Below are 20592 nucleotides of genomic sequence, written 5' to 3' on the forward strand. Positions count from 1 at the left end.
ACCGCATGTCCACCCCATCCACGGAATCCCTCCACGCCGCCCTGGCCACCGTCATCGACCCCGAGCTGCGCCGGCCCATCACGGAACTGGGCATGGTGGAGTCCGTGGAGGCGTTCGACGGCGGTCGGGTACGCGCCGTCGTGCTCCTCACGATCGCCGGGTGCCCGCTGCGCGACACCATCACCCGGGACGCCACCCATGCCCTGATGACGGTGGACGGCGTGACGGGCGTGGAGGTGGAACTGGCCGTCATGACGGCGGAGCAGCGTGCCGAGCTGAAGGAACGGCTCAAGGGAACCGGCCCCGAGCGCGGCATCCCGTTCAACGAGGAATCGTCGCTGACACGGGTCTACGCCGTGGCCAGCGGCAAGGGCGGCGTCGGCAAGTCCTCGGTGACGGTCAACCTTGCCTGCGCCCTCGCCGCAAAGGGACTGCGCGTGGGCATTGTGGACGCGGACATTTACGGCTTCTCCGTCCCCGCGCTCATGGGCATCACGCAGGCGCCCACCCGCGTGGATGAAATGATCCTGCCGCCCGTTGCGCACGACGTGAAGGTCATCTCGATCGGCATGTTCGTCACCGGAAACCAGCCCGTCGCCTGGCGCGGACCCATGCTGCACCGGGCGCTGGAGCAGTTCCTGACCGACGTATATTTTGGCGACCTCGACGCTCTGTTCCTGGACCTGCCCCCCGGCACGGGCGACGTCGCCATCTCGGTGGCGCAGCTGCTGCCGGGGGCGGAGATCCTGGTCGTGACCACCCCGCAGGCCGCCGCGGCCGACGTCGCCGAGCGGGCCGGGGCCATCGCCGTGCAAACCGGGCAGAAGGTGGCCGGGGTGATCGAGAACATGTCATTTTTGACGCTGCCGGATGGCAGCACCATGGAACTGTTTGGCTCGGGCGGTGGCGAGGTCCTGGCCAAGCGGCTGAGCCAGACCGTCAACGCGCCCGTGGAGCTGCTGGGCCAGATTCCGATTGACATCGCACTGCGTGAAGGCGGGGACCTGGGGTCGCCGATCGTGCTTTCCGCCCCGGCTTCCCCCGCCGCGGCGGCGCTGCTGGACATCGCCGGGCAGCTGGCGGTCCGCCCGCGGGGGCTGGCCGGCCTGCACCTGGGCGTCACCCCGCGCTGAGCGAGGCTCGGGCACGTCCGGGCGGCTAAATCCGGACCCTCCTGCAGCTCCGGGTGCGAACGGGCCGACGCTCCCGCAGGCAACTGCAGGAGCGTCGAGAAAAAACCACCCGCAACTTGCAGGAGCGTCAGGTTGCTTCCAGGTCGAACGGGGCGCGCTGGCCCTCGGCCAGGCGCTGCATCAAGGGCGCCTTCGGCGCGGCTTCCACCGATTCCACAACGGGTTCGTCGCCGTCCTTGCCCAGCATGGAGGCAATGGCCGCGCCGGGGGCGGCCTTCAGGGAGTTGAACGCCTCAACGTCGTCGTCGTCCAGGAGCGCCTCGCGGATGATCCGACGGGGATCGTACTGGCGTGGATCCAGTTTCTTCCAGTCGATCTCGTCGATGTCCAGCCCGGATTCCTCCTTGATGGTTTCGCGCGCGCCGGATGCCATCCTGCGAACCTCGCGAATGAGGTTCTTTAGCTTCTCCACATACCCCGGGAGGCGCGCGGGGCCGATCACCAGGACTGCCACAATGACAATCACGACCAGCTCGGGGGTATTGATACCAAACACGTTAGGAAGATTACCCTCTCGAGACGAAAAGCAACGATTCCGCACACCTTTTGACCAGGACGGCCATGCCTAGCGGGCGCCTGCAATCCGGGGAAGGGACAGCAGCGGCTTCTTCGGGGCCCGCGCGTCCTTGCCCCGTGCCGGAGCCCGGTCGGCCAGCGACTCGCGCAGCATCGCCCGGCCGCGATGGATGCGCGAGCGGACGGTGCCCAGCTTGATGTCCAGCGCGTGGGCCACTTCGTCGTAGGAGAGGCCTTCCATGTCACACAGGACGACGGCGGCACGGAAGTCCGGCGGCAGGGCGTTCAGGGCGGCGGCAACATCGACGTCGAGGTTGTTGAATTCAAAGGTCCGCTCGGGGCCCGGGTCGGCGCCTGGCAGGTTGGCCTCCGCGTCCTCGGCGAGCGGGTCAAAGCGGATCCGCTGCTTGCGGCGCGCCTGGTCCAGGAAAAGGTTCGTCGTGATGCGGTGCAGCCAGCCGTCCAGGGTGCCCGGCTTGAACTTGGCCAGCGACCGGAACGCGCGGACAAAGACCTCCTGGGTGAGGTCCTCGGCGTCGTACTTGTTGCCTGTCAGCCGGTAGGCGAGGCGGAAGACCTTCGCTGAGTGGTTGGTGACAACCTCGTCCCACGACGGGGGCGTCCACTGCGGGTCAGCAGCGGAAACGGCGGGGCTGGGGCCTGGACCCATGGCGGCACCTCATTTCTTGCGGCTTGGCGAACCTCCCCGGCGAGTGCTGCCGGGTTCCCATATTGTGCCAAAAGAATCTGGCGTTTTGCTGTGCAAAAGGGAAATTCAGCCCACGGCGCAGGCAGTAGGCTAGAGGAACCCACCGCAACAGTTTAGGAAAGACCACCCATGAGCGCCGACAAGTCCACCAGCTGGTCCTACGCGGAGGGCCTCCCCGTGGAAGATGACGTCCTCCGCCGCGCCCGCGAACGCTCACACGAGCTGGGCCTGTTTCCCGTCACCCACGGTGTTGCCGCAGCGCTCACGGTGCTGGCCGCGTCTTCGAAGGCACAGACGGCCGTGGAAGTCGGCACGGGCGCAGGCGTATCCGGCGTTTCGCTGCTGCGGGGGCTGGGTCCGCGCGCAGTGCTGACCACCATCGACCCGGACGTCGACCACCTGAAGGCGGCCCGCGAGGCCTTCATCGAGTCCGGCTCGCCGGCCAACCGGACACGCACGATCTCCGGCCGCGGCCAGGACGTGCTGCCCCGGCTGACGGACGCCGCGTACGATCTTGTCTTCATCGATGCGGACAAGCCCAGCTTCCCCGACTACGTGGAACAGGGCATCCGGCTGCTTAAGTCCGGCGGCCTGCTGGTGGTCAACGACGCACTCGACAAGGACAGGGTGTCCGATCCTGCCATCCGGGAGGCGAGCACCGTGGTGCTGCGCAGGGTCGGCAAGATGGTCCGGGACCACGATTCCCTGATTTCGGCCATGCTGCCCACCGGCGACGGCCTGCTGCTCGCCGTCAAGCGCTGAGCTTCCCCGAAACCCAAAACCCGGCCCCAAACGGCCCCAAACAAGATGCCCTTAAGCGCGGCCCCTTAAATGCCAAGCGGGGCAGCTTGGCCGCCCCGCAGGTACATCATTGGTGGGTCCTACTCGGTAACTCCCACCAGGCACTCCTTGAGGCTGCTGGCCTCGTCGGCGTTCATTTCCACCACCAGGCGTCCACCGCCTTCCAGCGGGAGCCGCAGGATCAGGCTTCGCCCTTCCTTGGTCACTTCCATTGGACCGTCGCCGGTTCTGGGTTTCATGGCCGCCATCAGGACTTCCCCTTTTCATAGTTCGAACCCACAGGCCTGCGGGGCAATCCCCACATGCAGATTCGTGTTGTATCCCTCACAATCCATTATTCCGTATTTCAGGGGCGGGGCGCTAATCGGAGGTCCCCTGCGCGGCGCAAGGACGCGGCGCAAGGAAAAGCCATGAATCGTCACGGCGGCCACGCCTGGCCGGTGCTGACGGCCGATAACTGCCACAGCCACACAACCCACACCAACTGCAGGAAGGTGAACATGACCACCACCGCCCACCGGTAAGCGCGGGCGGAGGAGATGAGCGCCGCGGCCAGGGCCAGCGGGAACAGCGGAAGCATCATCCGGAACGTGCTCGACTGCGGGTCCAGGACGGCCAGCAGGTACAGGAGGTACATCGCGCACCACAGACGCAGTTCGGCGCCGATGCGGCGCACGGCGCGGGAATTCAGGTACAGGGCAGCCAGCGCCACGAAAAGGACCGGCAGCAGCGGGCCCCAGAGCGGGCCCACCAAGGCGGTGCCGGCGTCGAACCACGGCTTGAACAGCACCAGGTGCGTACCCCGCCACGCCGTTTCCGTGTCCGTGTAGGCGCCGGGTTCCCCCGTCGCCCACCACGCCGCCAGCATCCACGCGAATGCCATGAAGCCGCTCACAGCCAGAAGCACCGCGCCCGCGGCCACCTCGCGCCGCGGGAACGGCTCCCGGCGCCGGTGCAGCCAGCGCAGGACCAGGTGGACACCGACGACGGCGGCAAACGGCACCCCCGCCGGGCGTGACAGGCACAGCAGCACGACCACCGGGACGGCTGCCCAGTAGCGGCGCCGGATGAGCAGCAGGAGCGCCGCGGCCAGCAGGAATGTGCTCAGCGACTCCGCGTAGGCCGTCTGGAGGACGGGCGCGACCGGAAAGGTGGCAAAGAACGCCACCCCCCACAGCGAAGTGCCCGGTGAGGCGTAGCCACGGAAGAGGCGGTAGATGACCAGGGCCGCGGCGAATCCCGCCGCCGTGGCGACCAGGGGTCCCGCCACCACCCAGGGCAGCCCCGTCACTGCGTTCACTCCGCGGGCAAGCAGCGGGAACAACGGGTAGAACGCCCACTGGTTGGGCTGCGCCGTGCCGTCCGGGTTGCGCGGAATGCTGGCAGGGTAGCCGCCGTCGAAGATGCGCTCGTACCAGCCGGCGTCCCAGCGGTTGATGAAAGCCAGGTAGTCGGGCCGCGAACCGGACCAGGGCGATTCCGCGGCCTGGTAGCCCGCCCCGGACAGGATGGCGAAGGAGACGAGCCGGGCCGCGGCGTACAGCAGCGAGACCTTCACCCACCACGGCGCCCGCCGCAGCGGTGCCAGCAGCCGGCGCAGCCCGGCGTACAGAAGTCCGTTGACCGTGGGCGCCGGTCGGCCCCGCCCGGCCGTCCCGCCGGCGCCTTCCGTCACGGCCGCTTCAGTGATTCCGCCACCCAGCAACCGGGCTGGTGGTCGTTGGCAAGGCCCACCGCCTGCATCATCGCATAGGCGGTGGTCGGCCCCACGAACGCAAAGCCCAGCTTCTTCAGCGCCTTGGCCAGTGCCGCGGATTCAGCCGTCCTGGCAGGAATCGGGTCCGTCTCCGGCCGCGGCACCGCCGGGGCATGGGCCCGCAGCAGCGAGCCCAAGGTGACGCCTTCGGGAAGCGCCAGGATGGCCCTGGCGTTGCCGATGGTGGCGTTGATCTTCATCAGGTTCCGCACAATGCCCGCATCGGCCATGAGCCGGTCGACGTCCGCCTGCCCAAAGGCCGCCACGCACGCCGGCTCAAAGTTGGCAAAGGCCGCGCGGAACGCTTCGCGCTTGCGCAGGATGGTGATCCAGCTCAGCCCGGACTGGAATGCCTCCAGGCTGAGGCGTTCGAAAAGTTCGCGTTCCCCGGCCACGGGCCGGCCCCACTCCTGGTCGTGATAGCGCTGGTACAGCTCGTCGGATTCGATCCCGGCCCACGCGCACCTGGCCTTGCCGTCGGCCCCCACGAAGGTCTGGACCATGGTCAGGCTTCCTTTCCCGGTTCGACGCCGGACACGTCACCTTCGCCCGGCACCCCACTCCCGGAGGATGCGCCGGGGACGTTCGCTCCGGAGGGGGGTGCGCCGTCGTGCTTCCCCAGCTCGGCAATCCGCGCGTCCTTCGCGGCCAGCTCGTCCCGGAGCCGGTCCAGGACCTGATCCACCTGGTCCATGCGGTAGCCGCGCAGACCCAACGCGAAGCGCACCCTGTCGACGTCCTCCGGGGCCGGGGCGTCGGGCAGCAGCACGGGCGGCAGGCCGGCCACCGGCGGCTGCAGCCCGTCATCGTAAATATCCGCGGCGGGCCGCTTGAGGCCCACCACGTAAAGCGCCACCGCGGCTGCCAGCATCACGGCGAGGAAGATCAGGAAGTAGCTCACCCCTCCATGGTGCCAGATCCGCTCCCCAGCCCGGGGGTCAGCCCGCGGCGGCCCCGGCGGTCAGCCCGCGGCGACCTTCGTGCCGGCCTCGCCCGCCATGACCAGGGCCACGGCGTGCTCGGGGGTGTCCGCCAGCTGCACAATGTCCATGTCCCCGGGGGAAATCAGGCCTTCGGCCACCATGGTGTCGCGGATCCAGTCCAGCAGCGGCGCCCAGAACGCGGTGTCCACGAGCACGATGGGGAACTGCGTGACCTTGTTGGTCTGCACCAGCACCATCGCCTCGAACAATTCGTCGAGCGTGCCCAGCCCCCCGGGCAGCACCACAAAACCCTGCGCATACTTCACGAACATGGTCTTGCGGGCGAAGAAGTAGCGGAAGTCCACGCCCAGGCCCACCCACTCGTTCATGCCCTGCTCGAACGGCAGCTCGATCCCGAGGCCGATGGACAGGCCCCCGGCCTCCGCGGCGCCCCGGTTGGCGGCCTCCATGGACCCCGGGCCGCCACCGGTGATCACGGCCACCCCGGCCTCCGCCAGCAGCCTGCCCACTTCCACGCCGAGATCGTAGAGCCGTCCGCCGGGCTTGGTGCGGGCGGAACCGAACACGCTGATGGCCGGGCCGATCCCGGCCAGCGAATCGAAGCCCTGGACAAACTCGCTTTGAATCCGCATCACCCGCCACGGGTCGGTGTGCGTGAAGTCGCTACTTGGCGGAGTGTCCAGGAGCCTGGCGTCCGCCGTCGAGCCGGCCGGCGAGCCTTTGGTCCAGCCGCCGATGCGCTTTTTCAAGGGACGAAGGGACCTGCTGGATCCTGTGGGTGCACTCATGCCACTAAGGCTACGGGAAACCGCGGTGCCCGCGGGCAGCAACGGTGTGAGCCAGGTATCAAACGCGTTACGATCAGGGCAGAACCGCGGAATGGTTTTACCCCCTTGGGATTGTTGGATAGATTCGCTTCATGACTAATCCCGTACAGGCACCTGCCCTCGTGGAACTTAAGGCCGTCAACAAGCACTACGGCCCCCTCCACGTTTTGCAGGACATCAACATGCAGGTCAAAAAGGGTGAGGTCGTGGTGGTCATTGGGCCCTCGGGCTCGGGAAAGTCCACGCTCTGCCGGGCCATCAACCGCCTCGAAACCATCGACGATGGCTCCATCACCATCGAAGGGGAGGAACTGCCCAAGGAAGGTAAGGCGCTGGCAGCGTTGCGGGCCGACGTCGGCATGGTCTTCCAGTCCTTCAACCTGTTCGCGCACAAGACCATCCTGGAAAACGTGACCCTGGGCCCCATCAAGGTCAAGGGCGTCTCCAAGGCCGACGCCGACAAGCAGGCCCTTGCGCTGTTGGAGCGCGTCGGCGTGGGGCACCAGGCGGCCAAACTGCCCGCGCAGCTGTCCGGGGGACAGCAGCAGCGGGTGGCCATTGCCCGCGCCCTGGCCATGAAGCCCAAGGTGATGCTCTTTGACGAGCCCACCAGCGCCCTGGACCCGGAGATGATCAACGAGGTCCTCGACGTCATGGTCGAACTTGCCCAGGATGGCATGACCATGGTGGTGGTGACCCACGAAATGGGCTTTGCCCGCAAGGCCGCGGACAGGGTCGTGTTCATGGCGGACGGGCAGATCGTGGAGGAAGCCACCCCGGACGAGTTCTTCACCAACCCGCAAAGCTCCCGCGCCAAGGACTTCCTCTCCAAGATCCTGACCAACGGATAACTTATCCGCATTTGAGTCCCATCACGCTCAATTTTTCACTCGCACCAGCGGCCCGAAGGGCCGTTTATGAAAGGAACCCCATGAAGAACTTCTTCCTTCGAAAGAGCCTCAGCGTTGCGGCGATCGCCGCAGCTGCCGCCCTGGCCCTGTCAGGCTGTGGCGGCACCGATGCCGGCAGCGGAAGCAGCGGCGGCGCAGCAGGCCCCAACTTTGAAGTGGCCAAGGATGTAGCCCTGACCGGCAGCCCCACCTTCGACAAGGTCAAGTCCGCCGGCACCATCCGCATCGGCGTCAAGGAGGACCAGCCCGGCCTGGGCTACCTCGATGCCGCCACGGGCGAGCGCACCGGTTTCGACATTGAGATCGCCAACTGGATGGCCGCCTCCCTGGGCATCGCCAAGGACAAGATCGAGTTCAAGGCGATCCCCTCGGCAAACCGTGAGACGGCACTCGCCAACGGCGACGTGGACCTCTACGTGGGCACCTACTCCATCACGGACAAGCGCAAGAAGATTGTTGACTTCGCCGGCCCGTACTTCATCACCGGCCAGGGCCTGCTGGTGCAGAAGAAGAACGACACCATCAAGAGCGAGAAGGACCTGGACGGCAGGACAGTCTGCTCCGCCACGGGTTCCACGCCCATCCAGAACATCAAGGACAATTTCCCGAAGGTCAAGACCCAGGAGTTTGACCTGTACTCCAAGTGCGTGGAGGCCCTCAAGAGCGGCACGGTGGACGCCGTGACCACGGACCAGGCCATCCTGCTCGGCTTTGCCTCACAGGACCCGGACAACCTGAAGGTTGTGGGTGAGCCGTTTACGGTGGAGAAGTACGGCATCGGCGTGGCCAAGGGCGACACCGCGCTGCGCACCTTCCTGAACAAGACCTTGACCGATGGCGGCGCCACGTGGACCAAGATCTACGACGACACGCTGGGCAAGTCCGGCACCAAGGTTGAGCAGCCGAAGGTCGACCAGTACTCATAGCCCCTGAACGATGGTGGCGCCCCACCGGGGCGCCACCATCTGTTCGTCCTTCCAATTCACTGAAAGTGACACTGCACTGTGAATGTACTCATTGACAACAGCGGGCTCTTCGTCACCGGCTTCAAAAACACCGGCATCTTGTTTGTCATCTCCGCGTTCTTCGCCCTGGTCCTGGGCACCGTCGTCGCCGGCATGCGGGTGTCCCCCGCCCCGGCGATGCGTGGGGCAGGAACCCTGTACGTCAACGCCGTCCGCAACACGCCACTGACCCTGATCCTCGCCTTCTTTGCCCTCGGCTACCCCAAACTGGGCCTGCCGGAAATCGGCTTCATGAATGCTGCCATCGTCGGCCTCTCGCTCTACACGGCAACCTACGTTTCCGAGGCCATCCGCTCCGGCATCAACACCGTTGCGGTGGGCCAGTCGGAGGCCGCCCGCGCCATCGGCCTGCCCTTCATGCAGACCCTGACCTTGATCGTGCTGCCGCAGGCGTTCCGCTCGGTGCTCCCGCCGCTGTTCAGCGTCTTCATCGCGCTGCTGAAGAACACCACGGTGGCCGCCGGCTTTTCCGTGTTTGAGGCCGGCGCCATCCGCGCCTACCTCAGCGAGCGCGGCGAGCCGCTGCTGCCGGGCCTGCTGTGGGTGGCCGTGATCTTTGTGGTGCTGGTGCTTGGCATCCTGACGCCGCTGCAACGCTACCTCGAGAAGAAGTGGAGGGTGGCCCGATGAGTTCAGTACTTTTTGATGTTCCCGGCCCCAAGGCACGCACTCGCAATGTCTACCTGAACGTTGCCACCGTCATCGTGGTGGCCGCCATCATTGGCTTCATCCTGTACCGGTTCAACGAGTCCGGCCAGTTCACGGCGAAGAAGTGGGAGATCTTCACCTTCCCGCGCGTCCAGCAAATGTTCCTGACGGTCATCGGCGCCACGCTGAAGGCCTTCGCCGTGGCCGCCGTGGGCAGCCTGGTCCTGGGCATCCTGCTCGCGTTCGGCCGCCTGGCGGACTCCCGGTGGGTCAGCGTGCCGTGCTACTGGTTCACCGAGCTGTTCCGGGCCGTGCCGCTGCTGATCCTGATGATGATCATGTACTACGGGCTGCCGTCGGCCGGCGTGAAGGGCATCACGCCGTTCATCGCGGTCGTGGTGGGGTTGATCCTGTACAACGGCTCGGTCCTGGCGGAAGTGTTCCGGGCGGGCATCGAGTCGCTGCCGAAGGGCCAGCGCGAGGCGGGGCTCGCCGTCGGCCTGTCCAAGGGCCAGGTGCAGCGGATCATCCTGCTGCCGCAGGCGGTCCGCTCCATGCTGCCCGTGATCATCTCGCAGCTGGTGGTCATCCTCAAGGACACGGCGCTTGGCTTCCTGATCACCTACAACGAGGTCCTTTACTACGCGAACTTCCTGGGCTCGCAGGGCCAGTACGGCTCCCCCGTGGTGCCGGCGCTCATGGTCACCGCGGTGATCTACGTGGGCCTGTGCCTGATCCTCTCCGGCATCGCCAAGCTCGTGGAATCGAGGATGTCCAGCCGCGTCAGGGTCGTCAAGACAAGGGTGGGCCTGGCCGGCTAAGCACCATTCCCCGTCTGTGTTGCGCATCTTCGACGAAAGTGGCCCGATTTCGGGGATTTTCGTCGAAGATGTGCAACACAGACGTCGTTAAGGGGCTAGGCGAGCCAGCGGGTGAGGGCGTCCAGGCACGCACGGATGTCCGCGGCGACCACATGCTCGTTGTCGCTGTGGGCCAGGAGCGGATCGCCTGGGCCAAAGTTCACGGCCGGGATGCCGATCTCGCCCAGCCGGGCAACATCCGTCCACCCGTATTTGGGCAGCGGCTCACGGCCCACGGCCGCAACGAACGACGCCGCCGCCGGCGCATTGAGCCCGGGGCGCGCACCCGCCGAGGAGTCCGTGCACACCAGCTCAAAGCCGGCCAGCAGCCCGCGCACATGGGCCTCGGCCTGCTCCGGCGTCTTGTCCGGGGCGAAGCGGTAGTTGATCTCCACCACACACGCATCCGGGATCACATTGCCGGCCGTGCCGCCATGGATCTTCACCGCGTTCAACGACTCCCGATAGTCCAGCCCGTCCACCGTGACGGTGGCCGGCTCGTAGGCGGCAAGCCGGGACAGGATCGGGGCGGCAGCGTGGATGGCGTTCTTCCCCATCCAGGCGCGCGCCGAATGCGCAGCGAGGCCGTGCGTGGTGGCCTCGAATCGGATGGTGCCGTTGCAGCCACCCTCCACCGTTCCGTTGGTGGGTTCGAGCAGGATGCCGAAATCGGCGTCCAGCAGTTCACGGTTCTCGCGGACCAGCCGGCCCAGGCCGCTTTTGGCTGCCGCCACCTCCTCGTGGTCGTAAAAGATGAAGGTGATGTCCTTGCTGGGTTCGGGCACGGTGGCGGCAAGGGCCAGCTGCACCGCGATGCCGCCCTTCATGTCCGTGGCGCCGCGACCGTACAGGACCCCGCCGTCCCAGGCACTGGGAACCGTGCCCCGGGAGCCCGGAACGGTTGGCAGCGGAACAGTGTCCAGGTGTCCGGCCAGGATGACGCGCTCGTCGCGTCCCCGCGATGTCCGGGCCACCACAGCATCGCCATTGCGGGTCACCTCAAGGTGTGGGAGGGCGCGCAGCGCGTCCTCCACGGCATCGGCGAGCGCCGACTCATTGCCGGAGACGCTTTCGATGTCCATGACAGCGGCCGTCAGCGCGGCGACGTCGCCGGCGAGGTCAAGCCGAAGGCCGCCGACTGGCGGGCCCGGGGCAGGGGCGGGCGGTACGGAAAGGGTGGTGCCGTCGTCGTTAGTCACCGGCCCAGTTTAGCGGGGGGCGCCCGCGGGAAAAGTTCCTTCCACGCTTCCAATCCGGCGGGGGCGGTGTTCCGAAGTACCTTCTGACAGCCCGCACCGGCCTCCAGCCAATGGATCGGCGGCAAGGGAAGCAAGTGGAATCCATCCACTCTCAAGGCACGGAGAATGAACATGAATACGAACACGAAGCTGCGCACCCGTAAGAGCCTGGGCCTGGGCATGGGCCTCCTTGCCATCACGGCGATGGGCCTGACGGCCTGCGGCGGGGGCAGCACAGCCTCACCTGCGACATCCAACGCGCCCATGGCCACCTCCGCTCCGGCAGCCGCCACCCCGATGGCCGCCGCCGGGGACCTGGTGGGCCCGGGCTGCGCCGCCTATGCCGCAGCGGTCCCGTCCGGTTCCGGCTCGGTGTCCGGCATGGCGCAGGACCCGGTGGCGACGGCGGCGTCCAACAACCCGCTGCTGAAGACACTCACCGCGGCGGTGTCCGGGAAGTTGAACAAGGACGTGAATCTGGTTGACACGTTGAACTCGGGCCAGTTCACCGTCTTTGCGCCCGTAGACGACGCGTTTGCCAAGATTCCGGCCGCCACGATCGACGGGCTGAAGACGGATTCGAAGGCGCTGACATCCATCCTGACCTACCATGTGGTCCCCGGCCAGCTGGCCCCGAGCAAGATCGACGGCACCCACGCCACGGCGGAAGGCAGCACCGTCAAGGTGGAGGGCAGCGGCGACAACATGACGGTCAACGGCGCGAAGGTCATTTGCGGCGGCGTAAAGACGGCCAACGCCACCGTCTACCTCATCGACACGGTGCTGATGCCCCCGGCCAAGAAGTAGCCCCGGCCCCCGCCGGACCGCAACACCTACCGCAAGAAATCACATCATGGACAGTTACCATGACAAGCTAGAGACTATGCGATTATCTTGGTTGCGGTCCGGCGAGCCCATGGCCCCCCCTACCCACGAAGACTTGATCCGCCTCGTCGCCCTGGGCGACGAGGCGGCATTCGAGGAGTTGTACGACGCCGTGGCGCCGCGGGTGTTCGGCCTGGTGCGCCGGGTGGTGCGCGATCCGGCGCAGAGCCAGGAAGTCACCCAGGAGGTCTTTGTCGACATCTGGCAGCAGGCGACCCGCTTCGATGCGGACAGGGGGCGGGCCATGTCCTGGATCTTGGTCATTGCCCACCGCCGGGCCGTGGACCGTGTCCGTGCCAGCCAGTCAAGCATGGACCGGGACCTGCGCCAGGGCATCAAGGAGTATCAGGAAAGCTACGACGACGTTGCGGACACCGTGGAGACCCGGATGGAATCCGAACGCGTGCAGCAGGCGTTGAAGACGTTGACGGGCCCGCAGGAGGAAGCGATCCGCTTGGCCTACTATGGCGGGTACACCCACCAGGAGGTGGCGGAGCTGCTCAAAATCCCGGTGGGGACGGTAAAGACCAGAATTCGCGATGGAATGATAAGGCTCAGGGACAGGTTAGGGGTGGCGTGATGGAACAGCAACTGCATCTGCTCACCGGCGCCTACGCCCTCAACGCCGTCACCACGGCTGAACGCGCCGACTTTGAACGCCATGCCCTGGACAATCCGGAGACCCGCGACGAGGTGCGCAGCCTCAGCGAGACCGCGGCCCTGCTGGCCTACGGCACGCCCGCCGAAGTCCCGCCGCCGGAGCTGAAGGCCAACGTCATGGCCGCCATCCGCAACACCCGCCAGCTCCCATCCTCCGCCGTGGTGCGGGACATTTCCTCCGCACGCCGCCCGGCCTCGCAGTCGCGCAGTTCCTCCCGCGAACGACGACGCCCCCATCCGGCCTTGGCAGCGGCAGCCGCGCTTGTCGTAGTCGGCGGCGTGGGGCTCGGCGGGTGGGTGGTCGGCCAGAATGCCAGCCACAGCAGCCTGGCAAGGCAGTTGCAGGCCGAGCAGGAGCAGCAGGCCAAACAGGCTGATCTGCTTGCCATCATGGCCTCCCCCGATGCAAAAATAAGGACGTCGACCGTAGGGGGCGCAACAGTGACGGTGGCCTCCTCGGCGAAGGCCAACCAGGCCGCCATCCTCGCCAGCGACATGCCGGCCCTGCCCACGGGGAAGACGTACCAGCTCTGGTTCATCTCCGCCACCGGCGCCGTCCCCGCCGGGTTGATGGCCGGCACCACGGGGACGGCACCCGCCCTGCAGATCCTGCACGGGCCGGTGGGCGGCGCCACCCAGGTGGGCATCACCGTGGAACCAGCCGGCGGCTCCCCGAAGCCGACCACCACACCCATCCTGGTGCAGTCCATCTAGGGTGCGGCCGAACGTGGACTGACGGTGGATGCCCGCAAGGGCGTCCACCGTTTTTCCGTCTGCGGGTTCCAATCCACGGCGCCCCACGGCTCCGAACCACAGGCAAGTCCAGCTGCCAGCCCACCAGGGGTGGCGACAAACCGTCCTGAGGAGCCCGCCATGGGAGAGTCCAGCAACAGCACGTTACCGGGCCGCGCAGTGAAGGCCCGAGGCGCGGTTTTGGTTGGCGCGGTCACCGGCGTCATCGCCGCCGGCGTCCTCTTTGCCGTGGCGGAACTGCTCTCCGCATTCTTTGGTGCGCTTTCCTCCCCGCTGACCTCGGTGGGGTCGACGTTCATCGACTTCACGCCCGCCTGGATGAAAAACTTCGCTGTCGCCACATTTGGCACCAATGACAAGACGGTGCTGTTGCTGTCCATGGGAGTGGCCGCGCTCATCCTCGCGGCCGTTGCGGGCGTGCTGGCACGCAAGCGGTTCGCTGTCGGCGCCGGACTCGTCGTGGCCTTCGCCGTCGTCATGGCCGCCTGCATCATCACCCGGTCCGGCGCCACGGTCCTGGCCCTGGTCCCGCTGCTGGCCGGAACGCTGGCCGGACTGTGGGCGTTGCGGTACCTGGCCAGGGCCGGCACTGCGATTGCGGCGGATACACCCTCCGCCGGGGAATCCGCACCCCTCCCGAGCCGCCGCGCATTCTTGGTGAGGTCGGCCGTGGTGGCCGGTGCCGCCGTCGTGGTGGGCCTGGGCGGCACGGCGCTCGCCGCCGCACGCAACACCGCCCGTCAGGTCCGCGACGCACTCAAGCTTCCGGCCCCCCGGAAAGCCGCCACCCCCCTCCCCTCAGGAGTACAGGCCTCCGTTAAAGGGGTGGGACCCTTCGTCACACCCAATGCCGATTTTTATCGCATAGATACCGCGCTGGTTGTTCCCCAGCTCGATCCCAGCAATTGGGCATTGCGCGTCCACGGAATGGTGGAAAACGAATTCACCATGACCTTCGACGAGCTCCTCGCCGCCGACCTCGTGGAAACGTATGTGACGCTGACGTGCGTCTCCAACGTGGTGGGCGGAAACCTTGCCGGAAACGCCAAGTGGCTCGGCTACCCGCTGCGCGACGTGCTGGACCGGGCCAAGCCGAAGGCCGGCGCGGACATGGTCCTGTCCACCAGTTCCGACGGTTTCAGCGCCTCCACCCCGCTGCCCGTTCTCCAGGATAAACGGGATGCGCTGCTGGCCGTGGGCATGAACGGGGAACCTCTGCCCCTGGAACACGGCTTCCCCGTGCGCATGGTGGTGCCGGGCCTGTACGGCTATGTCTCCGCCACCAAATGGGTGGTGGACCTGGAGGTGACCACCTTCGCCGCCAAGGCGGGCTACTGGACGTCACGCGGCTGGTCGTCGCACGGACCGATCAAGACCGCGTCCCGCGTGGAGGTGCCGCGGGCACTGGGACGTGTGCCGGCAGGCACGGTGGGCATTGGCGGCACGGCCTGGGCCCAACAGCGCGGCATTTCCAAGGTGGAGGTCCAGCTGGACAACGGTGCGTGGCACCCCGCCGCCCTGGCCGCGGAAGCGTCCGTGGACACGTGGCGGCAGTGGTCGTACATGTGGGAAGGAGCCACGTCCGGCACCCACAATGTCCGGGTCCGCGCCTATGATGCCGACGGCACCCTGCAGATTGAAAAGCAGGCGCCGCCGGAACCCGACGGCTCCACCGGCTGGCACTCCATCACGTTCACGGTCGAGTAGCCGCGCACCGTCACTGGGACGCGCGGAGCCATTTTCTGCCGGACGCGCCGGGTCGCTAGACTTCATGCATGACGCAGAACGCAGCCTCCCCCGCAGAACGCACCGCCCACGGATTCGGCCTGGCGTCCATCGCCGACGACGAATCCGTCCTCGACGTGTGGTTCCCCAGCCCCAAACTCGGCGCCTCGGTCAACTCCCTCGGGTCGGCCCGTGAGGCCGGCCCCGAATTGACGTCGCTGGCCGTGTCCGGGCGCGACGACGACCGTGGTGTCACCCCGACCGTGGTGTTCGCGCAGATCAACCTGGACGAAGCCCCCGCCGATGCCGTGGACGCGTACCTGCGCCTGCACCTGCTCTCCCACCGCCTTGTCGAGCCCAACAGCATCAACCTGGACGGGATCTTCGGCAAGCTCAACAACGTGGTGTGGACCAACTTCGGTCCTGCCCCGGTGGAGGGCTTTGAGCTCACCCGGGCCAGGCTGCGCCACCGCGGTGTGGTCACCGTCTACTCCGTCGACAAGTTCCCGCGCATGGTGGACTACGTCCTCCCCTCCGGGGTGCGCATAGCCGACGCCGACCGCGTCCGCCTCGGCGCGCACCTGGCCGACGGCACCACGGTCATGCATGAAGGCTTTGTGAACTTCAACGCCGGCACGCTTGGGGCCTCCATGGTGGAGGGGCGCATTTCCGCCGGCGTGGTGGTCGGCAACGGCACCGACGTGGGCGGCGGGGCCTCCATCATGGGCACCCTGTCCGGAGGCGGCAAGGAGCGGATCGCACTCGGTGAGCGCGTCCTCCTCGGCGCCAACTCCGGCGTCGGCATCAGCATCGGCGACGACACCGTCGTCGAGGCCGGCCTGTACGTCACGGCGGGAACCCGGGTGCGCGTCCTGGGCCCAAAGAACGACGACGGCGACGACACCACCGTGATCGTCAAGGCCAGTGAACTCTCGGGCACCCCCAACCTGCTGTTTCGCCGCAACTCCAGCACCGGCGAGGTGGAGGTGCTCCCCCGCAAGGGCTCCACCGTGGCGCTCAACGACTCGCTGCACAGCAACTAGGGACGCTTGCACCTCTACATCGGGCCCGGGGCGAGGCCGTGAGCCGAAAACGCGGCCGCGCGTTCGTGGCCTGGCTGGCCGTGACGGCCCTGGCCGCATCGCTCCTCATCGGCGGCGGCTTCTGGGTCGCTAACTACCTCCGTGACGCGTTTGCCCCGCCGCTGGCCCTCGGCTGCACGGCCACCGTGGGCAGCAGTTCCTATTCCCTGGCGGTGGACCAGGCGGAAAACGCCGCGCTGATCGCTGCCGTGTCGGTCCGGCGCGGCATGCCCGCCCGGGCCGCGTCGATAGCCTTGGCGACTGCACTGCAGGAGTCCAAACTGCGCAACATCGACTATGGAGACCTGGACTCGGTTGGCTTGTTCCAGCAGCGGCCTTCGCAGGACTGGGGCACGACGCAGCAGATCATGGACCCGGTATACTCCTCCACGGCCTTCTACAAGGCGCTGGACAAGGTGCCGGGGTACGTGGACATGCCGCTGAACGACGCCGCGCAGATCGTCCAGCGTTCCGCGTTCCCCCATGCCTATGCCCAGCACGAGGACCTGTCGCGCGCGTTCGCGTCTGCGTTGACCGGGCAGTCGGCTGGATCCTTGAGCTGCACGCTCCCGCCCGCCACGGCGGCCGGCTCCCCCGCGGCCGTGGAGGGCGCCATGGGCGCAGTGTTCGGCCCCCTTTCCGCCGCCGCCGGCCCGTCTGATGTGCAGGTGCAGGTGCCGGACTCCCTGGGCTGGGCCGTCGCGCAGTGGGCCGTGTCCAACGCCCGGCAATTTGACATTACGCAGGTCGCCTACGAGGGCCGCCAGTGGAGCCGTGACGACAACAAGAAGTATGGCACCAACGTCGGCTGGCAGTCCGCCGACAGCGCGGTGCCGACCGCCACCGTGCAGCTCACGCTCGCCACGGCCTCATCCGTGAAGCACTGACCGTTCGAAAACGAGTAGGCGAGTGCGCCACGGCCGGGCAAGGCGTTTCCTAAACCAGCAGTTCCACCACCGGCTGGACGTAGCTGAGGAAGTTCTGCTGGTCGTCCAGCAAGTGCTGGCTCATGATCAGCCGGTCCGGTTCAATGAACCAGGCCCGCTGTTCAGCCAGCGGCATTTCCACGATGGTCAGGGTAAAGTCCCTGGAGCTGCGGCCCAGCTCCATTTCCCGGTTCTGCACCATGTCGGCAAGCACCTTGTGCCCGCCCAAGGTTTCGCGTTCGGCGGCCAGCAGCTGGTACGCGCTGCTTTGCTCCCTGGACCAGGTCAGGGCGGCGCCAAAGTGGGCCTGCAAGACCCGCTGAAGTGCTGGCATGCCGGCAAATTCACCAAAACCCGGCGGGTTGAGCGCCGGCTCCATCCCGGGGTGCACCGCCATCAGCCGGCCCCACCAATGCTCCCACTGGTCCCGGAGGGCATCCACCCCGCCCACGTGCGCCGTCAGCTGGCCGGGATCGGCGGGGCGCACCTGCGGTGCCACGTGGGAAAGCGCGGGACGTCCGGCGCCCGCCAGGCCCGCCACGTCACGAATGTACAGTGCAATCAGCATGGGCCCGCACGTGTCCATGGTGATCCGCCAGCCGGGGCCGCCGGTATGATGCATAATTCTCGCCTCCACGGGCCACAGGCGTTGCTGCGGCACTCCCATGGACCCAGAGTACCCTTTGCGGTGATTCAACGGCAGGGGCAGTTTCCCGCAGGAGACCAAGCCACAGCCCGGCGGGCGGCGGCGCGGAGCGCAGACCTGCACCGTCAGGGTGCCAGCAGGGAGCGGAGGTGACGGCGCAGCGTGGCCCGGCCCTGCTCCGGCCCGGACCAGCCCGGCTGCAGCACCATGCGCAGGGCCAGTCCGTCCAGCACGGCAATCAGCCGCTCGGCCTCGTCGACCGGCTCGGGTGAGCCGGCCATCAGCGCACTTTCCAGCAGTTGCATGACGACGCGTCCCACCACGGCGCCGGTGGCCCGGTAGTCGTCCTGCGCGGCGTCCTGCAAGCCGGCGTCGGTGCGGGCGGCGAGCATGAATTCCACCCGGACCACGGCACAGGCGGCTGACTCCGCATCCAGGGGCAGCAGTTCCTCGAGCACCACGGCGCACTTTTCCACCAGTGCCTCCGCGTCCCGCGGCAGAGCAAACCGTTCCAGGTCCTCCAAGCGGTCAAGCGCCCGCAAATGGATGCGCTCGGAATTGACGCGGAAGGCAAACTCCATGAGTTCAGCCTGGTTCGCAAAATAGTGGCGCACGGAGCCCAGCGCCAGTCCGGCCCGTTCGGCGACGTTGCGCAGGGACGCCTGCGCCATCCCCTGGCGGTTAATCACATTGAAGACGGCGTCGGCGACCAGTTCGCGGCGGTCATCCGCATTGACAATTTTCGGCACACGTCTTTTTTAGCACAGATGTCCCATTAGTCGATCCCCGGCACGCGCAAATCGAAGCACAGCCGTGTGGGATCCGCTACTTCCCGGCGGATGTCCGCCGCTTTTCGATCAGCACCAGAGCCACCAGCACGAGGGTGAGGACGGCCGCTACGATGGTGAACGGCCACAACTCCGGGTGCCCGGCGACGGCAACGACGCCCAGCACCACGGTGACCAGGCCCAGCGCCAGCGCGGAAGCCTGGCCAATCATTTTCAACATTCTTTTCTCCTGTTGGCGGCATCGGTGCGCAGCAGCTATGTGGACATGCCGGGCGTGCACGACGGCGGCGGGTGGCTCCCGGATGGGAAGCCGCCCGCCGCCGTCGTACTTGGGTCTCGCTACGCGGCCCCAACCTCGAGCACGGGGGTCAGCGCGAGGGGTACATGCGCTCGGGCGCACCCGTGTACAGCTGGCGCGGGCGGCCGATCTTGGTCTGCGGGTCCTTCATCATTTCACGCCACTGCGCGATCCAGCCGGGCAGGCGGCCGATGGCGAAGAGCACCGTGAACATCTTTTCGGGGAAGCCCATGGCCTTGTAGATCAGGCCGGTGTAGAAGTCGACGTTGGGGTAGAGCTTGCGGGAGATGAAGTACTCGTCGGTCAGCGCCACCTCCTCCAGGCGCATGGCGATATCCAGGAGCTCGTCGTTTCCGCCGAGCTTGGCCAGGATCTCGTGGGCCGTCTCCTTGACGATCTTGGCGCGGGGATCGTAGTTCTTGTAGACGCGGTGCCCGAAGCCCATGAGCTTGACGCCGGCTTCCTTGTTCTTCACGCGTTCAACGAACTTCTCCACCGGCTCGCCGCTGGCCTGGATTGCCCGCAGCATGTTCAGCACGGCTTCGTTGGCGCCGCCGTGCAGCGGGCCGAACAGGGCGTTGATGCCGGCGGAGACGGAGGCGAACATGTTGGCGTTCGCGCTGCCCACCAGACGGACGGTGGACGTGGAGCAGTTCTGCTCGTGGTCGGCGTGCAGGATCAGGAGCAGGTCCAGGGCCTTGACCACCACCGGGTCCATTTCGTACGGTTCGGCCGGCAGGCCAAAGCTCAGGCGCAGGAAGTTCTCCACCAGGCCCATGGAGTTGTCCGGGTACAGCATGGGCTGGCCGATGGACTTCTTATGGGCGTAGGCGGCAATGACGGGCATCTTGGCCATGAGGCGGATGGTGGCCATCTCCACCTGCTCGTCGTCAAACGGGTCCAGCGAGTCCTGGTAGAACGTGGACAGCGCTGATACCGCGGATGAGAGCACCGGCATGGGGTGGGCGTCGCGCGGGAAGCCGCCGAAGAAGCCCTTGAGGTCCTCATGCAGCATGGTGTGGCGGCGGATCCGCGAATCAAACTTCTCAAGCTCCGAAGGGGAAGGCAGGTTCCCGTAAATCAGCAGGTAGGACACTTCCAGGAAGCTGGAGTGCTGTGCCAGTTCCTCGATGGGGTACCCGCGGTAGCGCAGGATGCCTTGGTCGCCGTCGATGTAGGTGATGGCGGAGGAAGTGGCGGCCGTGTTCACGAAACCGGGGTCGTAGGTGACCGCGCCGGTGCTCGCCAGCAGCTTGGACACGTCGTAGCCGGCGTTGCCCTCTACGGCAGCAATCCGCGGAAGCTCGAGCTCTCCGCCGTCGTAGCGCAGCGTGGCGCTCGTGGAATCAGACATGGAGTCCCCTTCATGAGGTAGCCTGCGAAAGGCTTTGGTCAGATCTA

General features: G+C 66.9%; 24 protein-coding genes. 12 read left to right on the forward strand and 12 right to left on the reverse strand.

What is annotated here, in order from left to right; all coding sequences use genetic code 11:
* Nucleotides 1–5: 5 nt before the first annotated feature.
* Nucleotides 6–1133, forward strand: coding sequence for an Mrp/NBP35 family ATP-binding protein (locus DMB86_RS17100; RefSeq protein ID WP_113718846.1), 1128 nt, complete (start codon nt 6–8; stop codon nt 1131–1133).
* A gap of 127 nt (nt 1134–1260) precedes the next feature.
* Here the strand turns inward: DMB86_RS17100 and DMB86_RS17105 are convergent, their stop codons facing one another.
* Together DMB86_RS17105 and sigE are read right to left on the reverse strand one after the other, a co-directional pair.
* A complete protein-coding gene (locus DMB86_RS17105) occupies nt 1261–1689 on the reverse strand; it encodes a twin-arginine translocase TatA/TatE family subunit (protein WP_113718847.1) in 429 nt (142 codons plus the stop codon).
* A gap of 69 nt (nt 1690–1758) precedes the next feature.
* Nucleotides 1759–2379 (reverse strand): RNA polymerase sigma factor SigE, encoded by a 621-nt coding sequence (gene sigE / locus DMB86_RS17110; RefSeq protein WP_113718848.1) that lies wholly within the window; start codon nt 2377–2379, stop codon nt 1759–1761.
* A gap of 168 nt (nt 2380–2547) precedes the next feature.
* Between sigE and DMB86_RS17115 the strand changes: the two genes are divergently transcribed.
* Nucleotides 2548–3180, forward strand: coding sequence for an O-methyltransferase (locus DMB86_RS17115; protein WP_113718849.1), 633 nt, complete (start codon nt 2548–2550; stop codon nt 3178–3180).
* Nucleotides 3181–3299: 119 nt separating this feature from the next.
* Here DMB86_RS17115 and DMB86_RS17120 read toward each other — a convergent pair whose 3' ends face one another.
* From DMB86_RS17120 to DMB86_RS17140, 5 genes are all read right to left on the reverse strand, one after another.
* The gene (locus DMB86_RS17120) at nt 3300–3467 is read right to left on the reverse strand and encodes a DUF3117 domain-containing protein (RefSeq protein ID WP_082369385.1); all 168 of its coding nucleotides are present in this window, start codon (nt 3465–3467) and stop codon (nt 3300–3302) included.
* A 170-nt stretch (nt 3468–3637) separates the two neighbouring features.
* Complete coding sequence (locus DMB86_RS17125; RefSeq protein ID WP_227878459.1) at nt 3638–4894, reverse strand: hypothetical protein; 1257 nt, start codon at nt 4892–4894, stop codon at nt 3638–3640.
* Complete coding sequence (locus DMB86_RS17130) at nt 4891–5478, reverse strand: DNA-3-methyladenine glycosylase I (protein ID WP_113718850.1); 588 nt, start codon at nt 5476–5478, stop codon at nt 4891–4893. Before DMB86_RS17130 ends, DMB86_RS17125 begins: the two co-directional genes overlap by 4 nt.
* Before the next feature lie 2 nt (nt 5479–5480).
* Entirely contained in the window at nt 5481–5876 is a 396-nt protein-coding gene (locus tag DMB86_RS17135) for a DivIVA domain-containing protein (protein ID WP_171814536.1), read from the reverse strand.
* Between the two features lie 60 nt (nt 5877–5936).
* Nucleotides 5937–6707 carry an LOG family protein gene (locus DMB86_RS17140; RefSeq protein WP_113718851.1) on the reverse strand — a complete coding sequence of 257 codons (771 nt, stop codon included), beginning with the start codon at nt 6705–6707 and terminating at the stop codon, nt 5937–5939.
* 131 nt (nt 6708–6838) lie between these two features.
* Here DMB86_RS17140 and DMB86_RS17145 point away from each other — a divergent pair, with 131 nt between their 5' ends.
* From DMB86_RS17145 to DMB86_RS17160, 4 genes are all read left to right on the forward strand, one after another.
* Nucleotides 6839–7597: an amino acid ABC transporter ATP-binding protein gene (locus tag DMB86_RS17145; RefSeq protein ID WP_113718852.1), complete on the forward strand. Its 759-nt coding sequence runs from the start codon at nt 6839–6841 to the stop codon at nt 7595–7597.
* Nucleotides 7598–7677: 80 nt separating this feature from the next.
* Nucleotides 7678–8583 (forward strand): glutamate ABC transporter substrate-binding protein, encoded by a 906-nt coding sequence (locus DMB86_RS17150; RefSeq protein WP_113718853.1) that lies wholly within the window; start codon nt 7678–7680, stop codon nt 8581–8583.
* 78 nt (nt 8584–8661) lie between these two features.
* A complete protein-coding gene (locus DMB86_RS17155; protein WP_113718854.1) occupies nt 8662–9312 on the forward strand; it encodes an amino acid ABC transporter permease in 651 nt (216 codons plus the stop codon).
* Nucleotides 9309–10151: an amino acid ABC transporter permease gene (locus DMB86_RS17160; protein ID WP_113718855.1), complete on the forward strand. Its 843-nt coding sequence runs from the start codon at nt 9309–9311 to the stop codon at nt 10149–10151. Before DMB86_RS17155 ends, DMB86_RS17160 begins: the two co-directional genes overlap by 4 nt.
* Before the next feature lie 95 nt (nt 10152–10246).
* Here DMB86_RS17160 and dapE read toward each other — a convergent pair whose 3' ends face one another.
* Nucleotides 10247–11389 carry a succinyl-diaminopimelate desuccinylase gene (gene dapE / locus DMB86_RS17165; RefSeq protein WP_227878460.1) on the reverse strand — a complete coding sequence of 381 codons (1143 nt, stop codon included), beginning with the start codon at nt 11387–11389 and terminating at the stop codon, nt 10247–10249.
* Between the two features lie 243 nt (nt 11390–11632).
* Here dapE and DMB86_RS17170 point away from each other — a divergent pair, with 243 nt between their 5' ends.
* The 6 genes from DMB86_RS17170 (at nt 11633) to DMB86_RS17195 (ending at nt 17420) form a co-directional block, all read left to right on the forward strand.
* Entirely contained in the window at nt 11633–12235 is a 603-nt protein-coding gene (locus DMB86_RS17170) for a fasciclin domain-containing protein (protein ID WP_227878779.1), read from the forward strand.
* A 109-nt stretch (nt 12236–12344) separates the two neighbouring features.
* Nucleotides 12345–12893 (forward strand): ECF RNA polymerase sigma factor SigK, encoded by a 549-nt coding sequence (gene sigK, locus DMB86_RS17175; protein WP_335645016.1) that lies wholly within the window; start codon nt 12345–12347, stop codon nt 12891–12893.
* Nucleotides 12893–13687 carry an anti-sigma factor gene (locus DMB86_RS17180; RefSeq protein WP_113718856.1) on the forward strand — a complete coding sequence of 265 codons (795 nt, stop codon included), beginning with the start codon at nt 12893–12895 and terminating at the stop codon, nt 13685–13687. Before sigK ends, DMB86_RS17180 begins: the two co-directional genes overlap by 1 nt.
* Before the next feature lie 159 nt (nt 13688–13846).
* A complete protein-coding gene (locus tag DMB86_RS17185) occupies nt 13847–15433 on the forward strand; it encodes a molybdopterin-dependent oxidoreductase (RefSeq protein WP_113718857.1) in 1587 nt (528 codons plus the stop codon).
* A gap of 68 nt (nt 15434–15501) precedes the next feature.
* The gene (gene dapD / locus DMB86_RS17190) at nt 15502–16494 is read left to right on the forward strand and encodes a 2,3,4,5-tetrahydropyridine-2,6-dicarboxylate N-succinyltransferase (RefSeq protein WP_113718858.1); all 993 of its coding nucleotides are present in this window, start codon (nt 15502–15504) and stop codon (nt 16492–16494) included.
* 38 nt (nt 16495–16532) lie between these two features.
* The gene (locus DMB86_RS17195) at nt 16533–17420 is read left to right on the forward strand and encodes a hypothetical protein (RefSeq protein ID WP_113718859.1); all 888 of its coding nucleotides are present in this window, start codon (nt 16533–16535) and stop codon (nt 17418–17420) included.
* A 49-nt stretch (nt 17421–17469) separates the two neighbouring features.
* Here the strand turns inward: DMB86_RS17195 and DMB86_RS17200 are convergent, their stop codons facing one another.
* From DMB86_RS17200 to DMB86_RS17215, 4 genes are all read right to left on the reverse strand, one after another.
* Nucleotides 17470–18081 (reverse strand): hypothetical protein, encoded by a 612-nt coding sequence (locus tag DMB86_RS17200; RefSeq protein ID WP_113718860.1) that lies wholly within the window; start codon nt 18079–18081, stop codon nt 17470–17472.
* Between the two features lie 149 nt (nt 18082–18230).
* Nucleotides 18231–18854 carry a TetR/AcrR family transcriptional regulator gene (locus tag DMB86_RS17205; protein ID WP_113718861.1) on the reverse strand — a complete coding sequence of 208 codons (624 nt, stop codon included), beginning with the start codon at nt 18852–18854 and terminating at the stop codon, nt 18231–18233.
* Nucleotides 18855–18930: 76 nt separating this feature from the next.
* Nucleotides 18931–19113, reverse strand: coding sequence for a hypothetical protein (locus DMB86_RS17210; RefSeq protein WP_113718862.1), 183 nt, complete (start codon nt 19111–19113; stop codon nt 18931–18933).
* 148 nt (nt 19114–19261) lie between these two features.
* Nucleotides 19262–20545 (reverse strand): citrate synthase, encoded by a 1284-nt coding sequence (locus tag DMB86_RS17215; protein WP_113718863.1) that lies wholly within the window; start codon nt 20543–20545, stop codon nt 19262–19264.
* Between the last annotated feature and the right edge of the window lie 47 nt (nt 20546–20592).

The organism is Arthrobacter dokdonellae, assembly GCF_003268655.1.
Lineage (GTDB): Bacteria > Actinomycetota > Actinomycetes > Actinomycetales > Micrococcaceae > Specibacter > Specibacter dokdonellae.

What these genes read in the sequence shown, in the direction of transcription:
- DMB86_RS17210 (WP_113718862.1), bottom strand. Translation starts at nt 19,113, where the DNA reads ATGTTGAAAATGATTGGCCAGGCTTCCGCGCTGGCGCTGGGCCTGGTC.
- DMB86_RS17120 (WP_082369385.1), bottom strand. Translation starts at nt 3,467, where the DNA reads ATGGCGGCCATGAAACCCAGAACCGGCGACGGTCCAATGGAAGTGACC.
- DMB86_RS17140 (WP_113718851.1), bottom strand. Translation starts at nt 6,707, where the DNA reads ATGAGTGCACCCACAGGATCCAGCAGGTCCCTTCGTCCCTTGAAAAAG.
- DMB86_RS17215 (WP_113718863.1), bottom strand. Translation starts at nt 20,545, where the DNA reads ATGTCTGATTCCACGAGCGCCACGCTGCGCTACGACGGCGGAGAGCTC.
- DMB86_RS17100 (WP_113718846.1), top strand. Translation starts at nt 6, where the DNA reads ATGTCCACCCCATCCACGGAATCCCTCCACGCCGCCCTGGCCACCGTC.
- DMB86_RS17170 (WP_227878779.1), top strand. Translation starts at nt 11,633, where the DNA reads ATGGGCCTGACGGCCTGCGGCGGGGGCAGCACAGCCTCACCTGCGACA.
- DMB86_RS17115 (WP_113718849.1), top strand. Translation starts at nt 2,548, where the DNA reads ATGAGCGCCGACAAGTCCACCAGCTGGTCCTACGCGGAGGGCCTCCCC.
- sigE (WP_113718848.1), bottom strand. Translation starts at nt 2,379, where the DNA reads ATGGGTCCAGGCCCCAGCCCCGCCGTTTCCGCTGCTGACCCGCAGTGG.
- DMB86_RS17180 (WP_113718856.1), top strand. Translation starts at nt 12,893, where the DNA reads ATGGAACAGCAACTGCATCTGCTCACCGGCGCCTACGCCCTCAACGCC.
- sigK (WP_335645016.1), top strand. Translation starts at nt 12,345, where the DNA reads ATGGCCCCCCCTACCCACGAAGACTTGATCCGCCTCGTCGCCCTGGGC.
- dapD (WP_113718858.1), top strand. Translation starts at nt 15,502, where the DNA reads ATGACGCAGAACGCAGCCTCCCCCGCAGAACGCACCGCCCACGGATTC.
- DMB86_RS17145 (WP_113718852.1), top strand. Translation starts at nt 6,839, where the DNA reads ATGACTAATCCCGTACAGGCACCTGCCCTCGTGGAACTTAAGGCCGTC.
- DMB86_RS17160 (WP_113718855.1), top strand. Translation starts at nt 9,309, where the DNA reads ATGAGTTCAGTACTTTTTGATGTTCCCGGCCCCAAGGCACGCACTCGC.
- DMB86_RS17150 (WP_113718853.1), top strand. Translation starts at nt 7,678, where the DNA reads ATGAAGAACTTCTTCCTTCGAAAGAGCCTCAGCGTTGCGGCGATCGCC.
- DMB86_RS17185 (WP_113718857.1), top strand. Translation starts at nt 13,847, where the DNA reads ATGGGAGAGTCCAGCAACAGCACGTTACCGGGCCGCGCAGTGAAGGCC.
- DMB86_RS17200 (WP_113718860.1), bottom strand. Translation starts at nt 18,081, where the DNA reads ATGCATCATACCGGCGGCCCCGGCTGGCGGATCACCATGGACACGTGC.
- DMB86_RS17130 (WP_113718850.1), bottom strand. Translation starts at nt 5,478, where the DNA reads ATGGTCCAGACCTTCGTGGGGGCCGACGGCAAGGCCAGGTGCGCGTGG.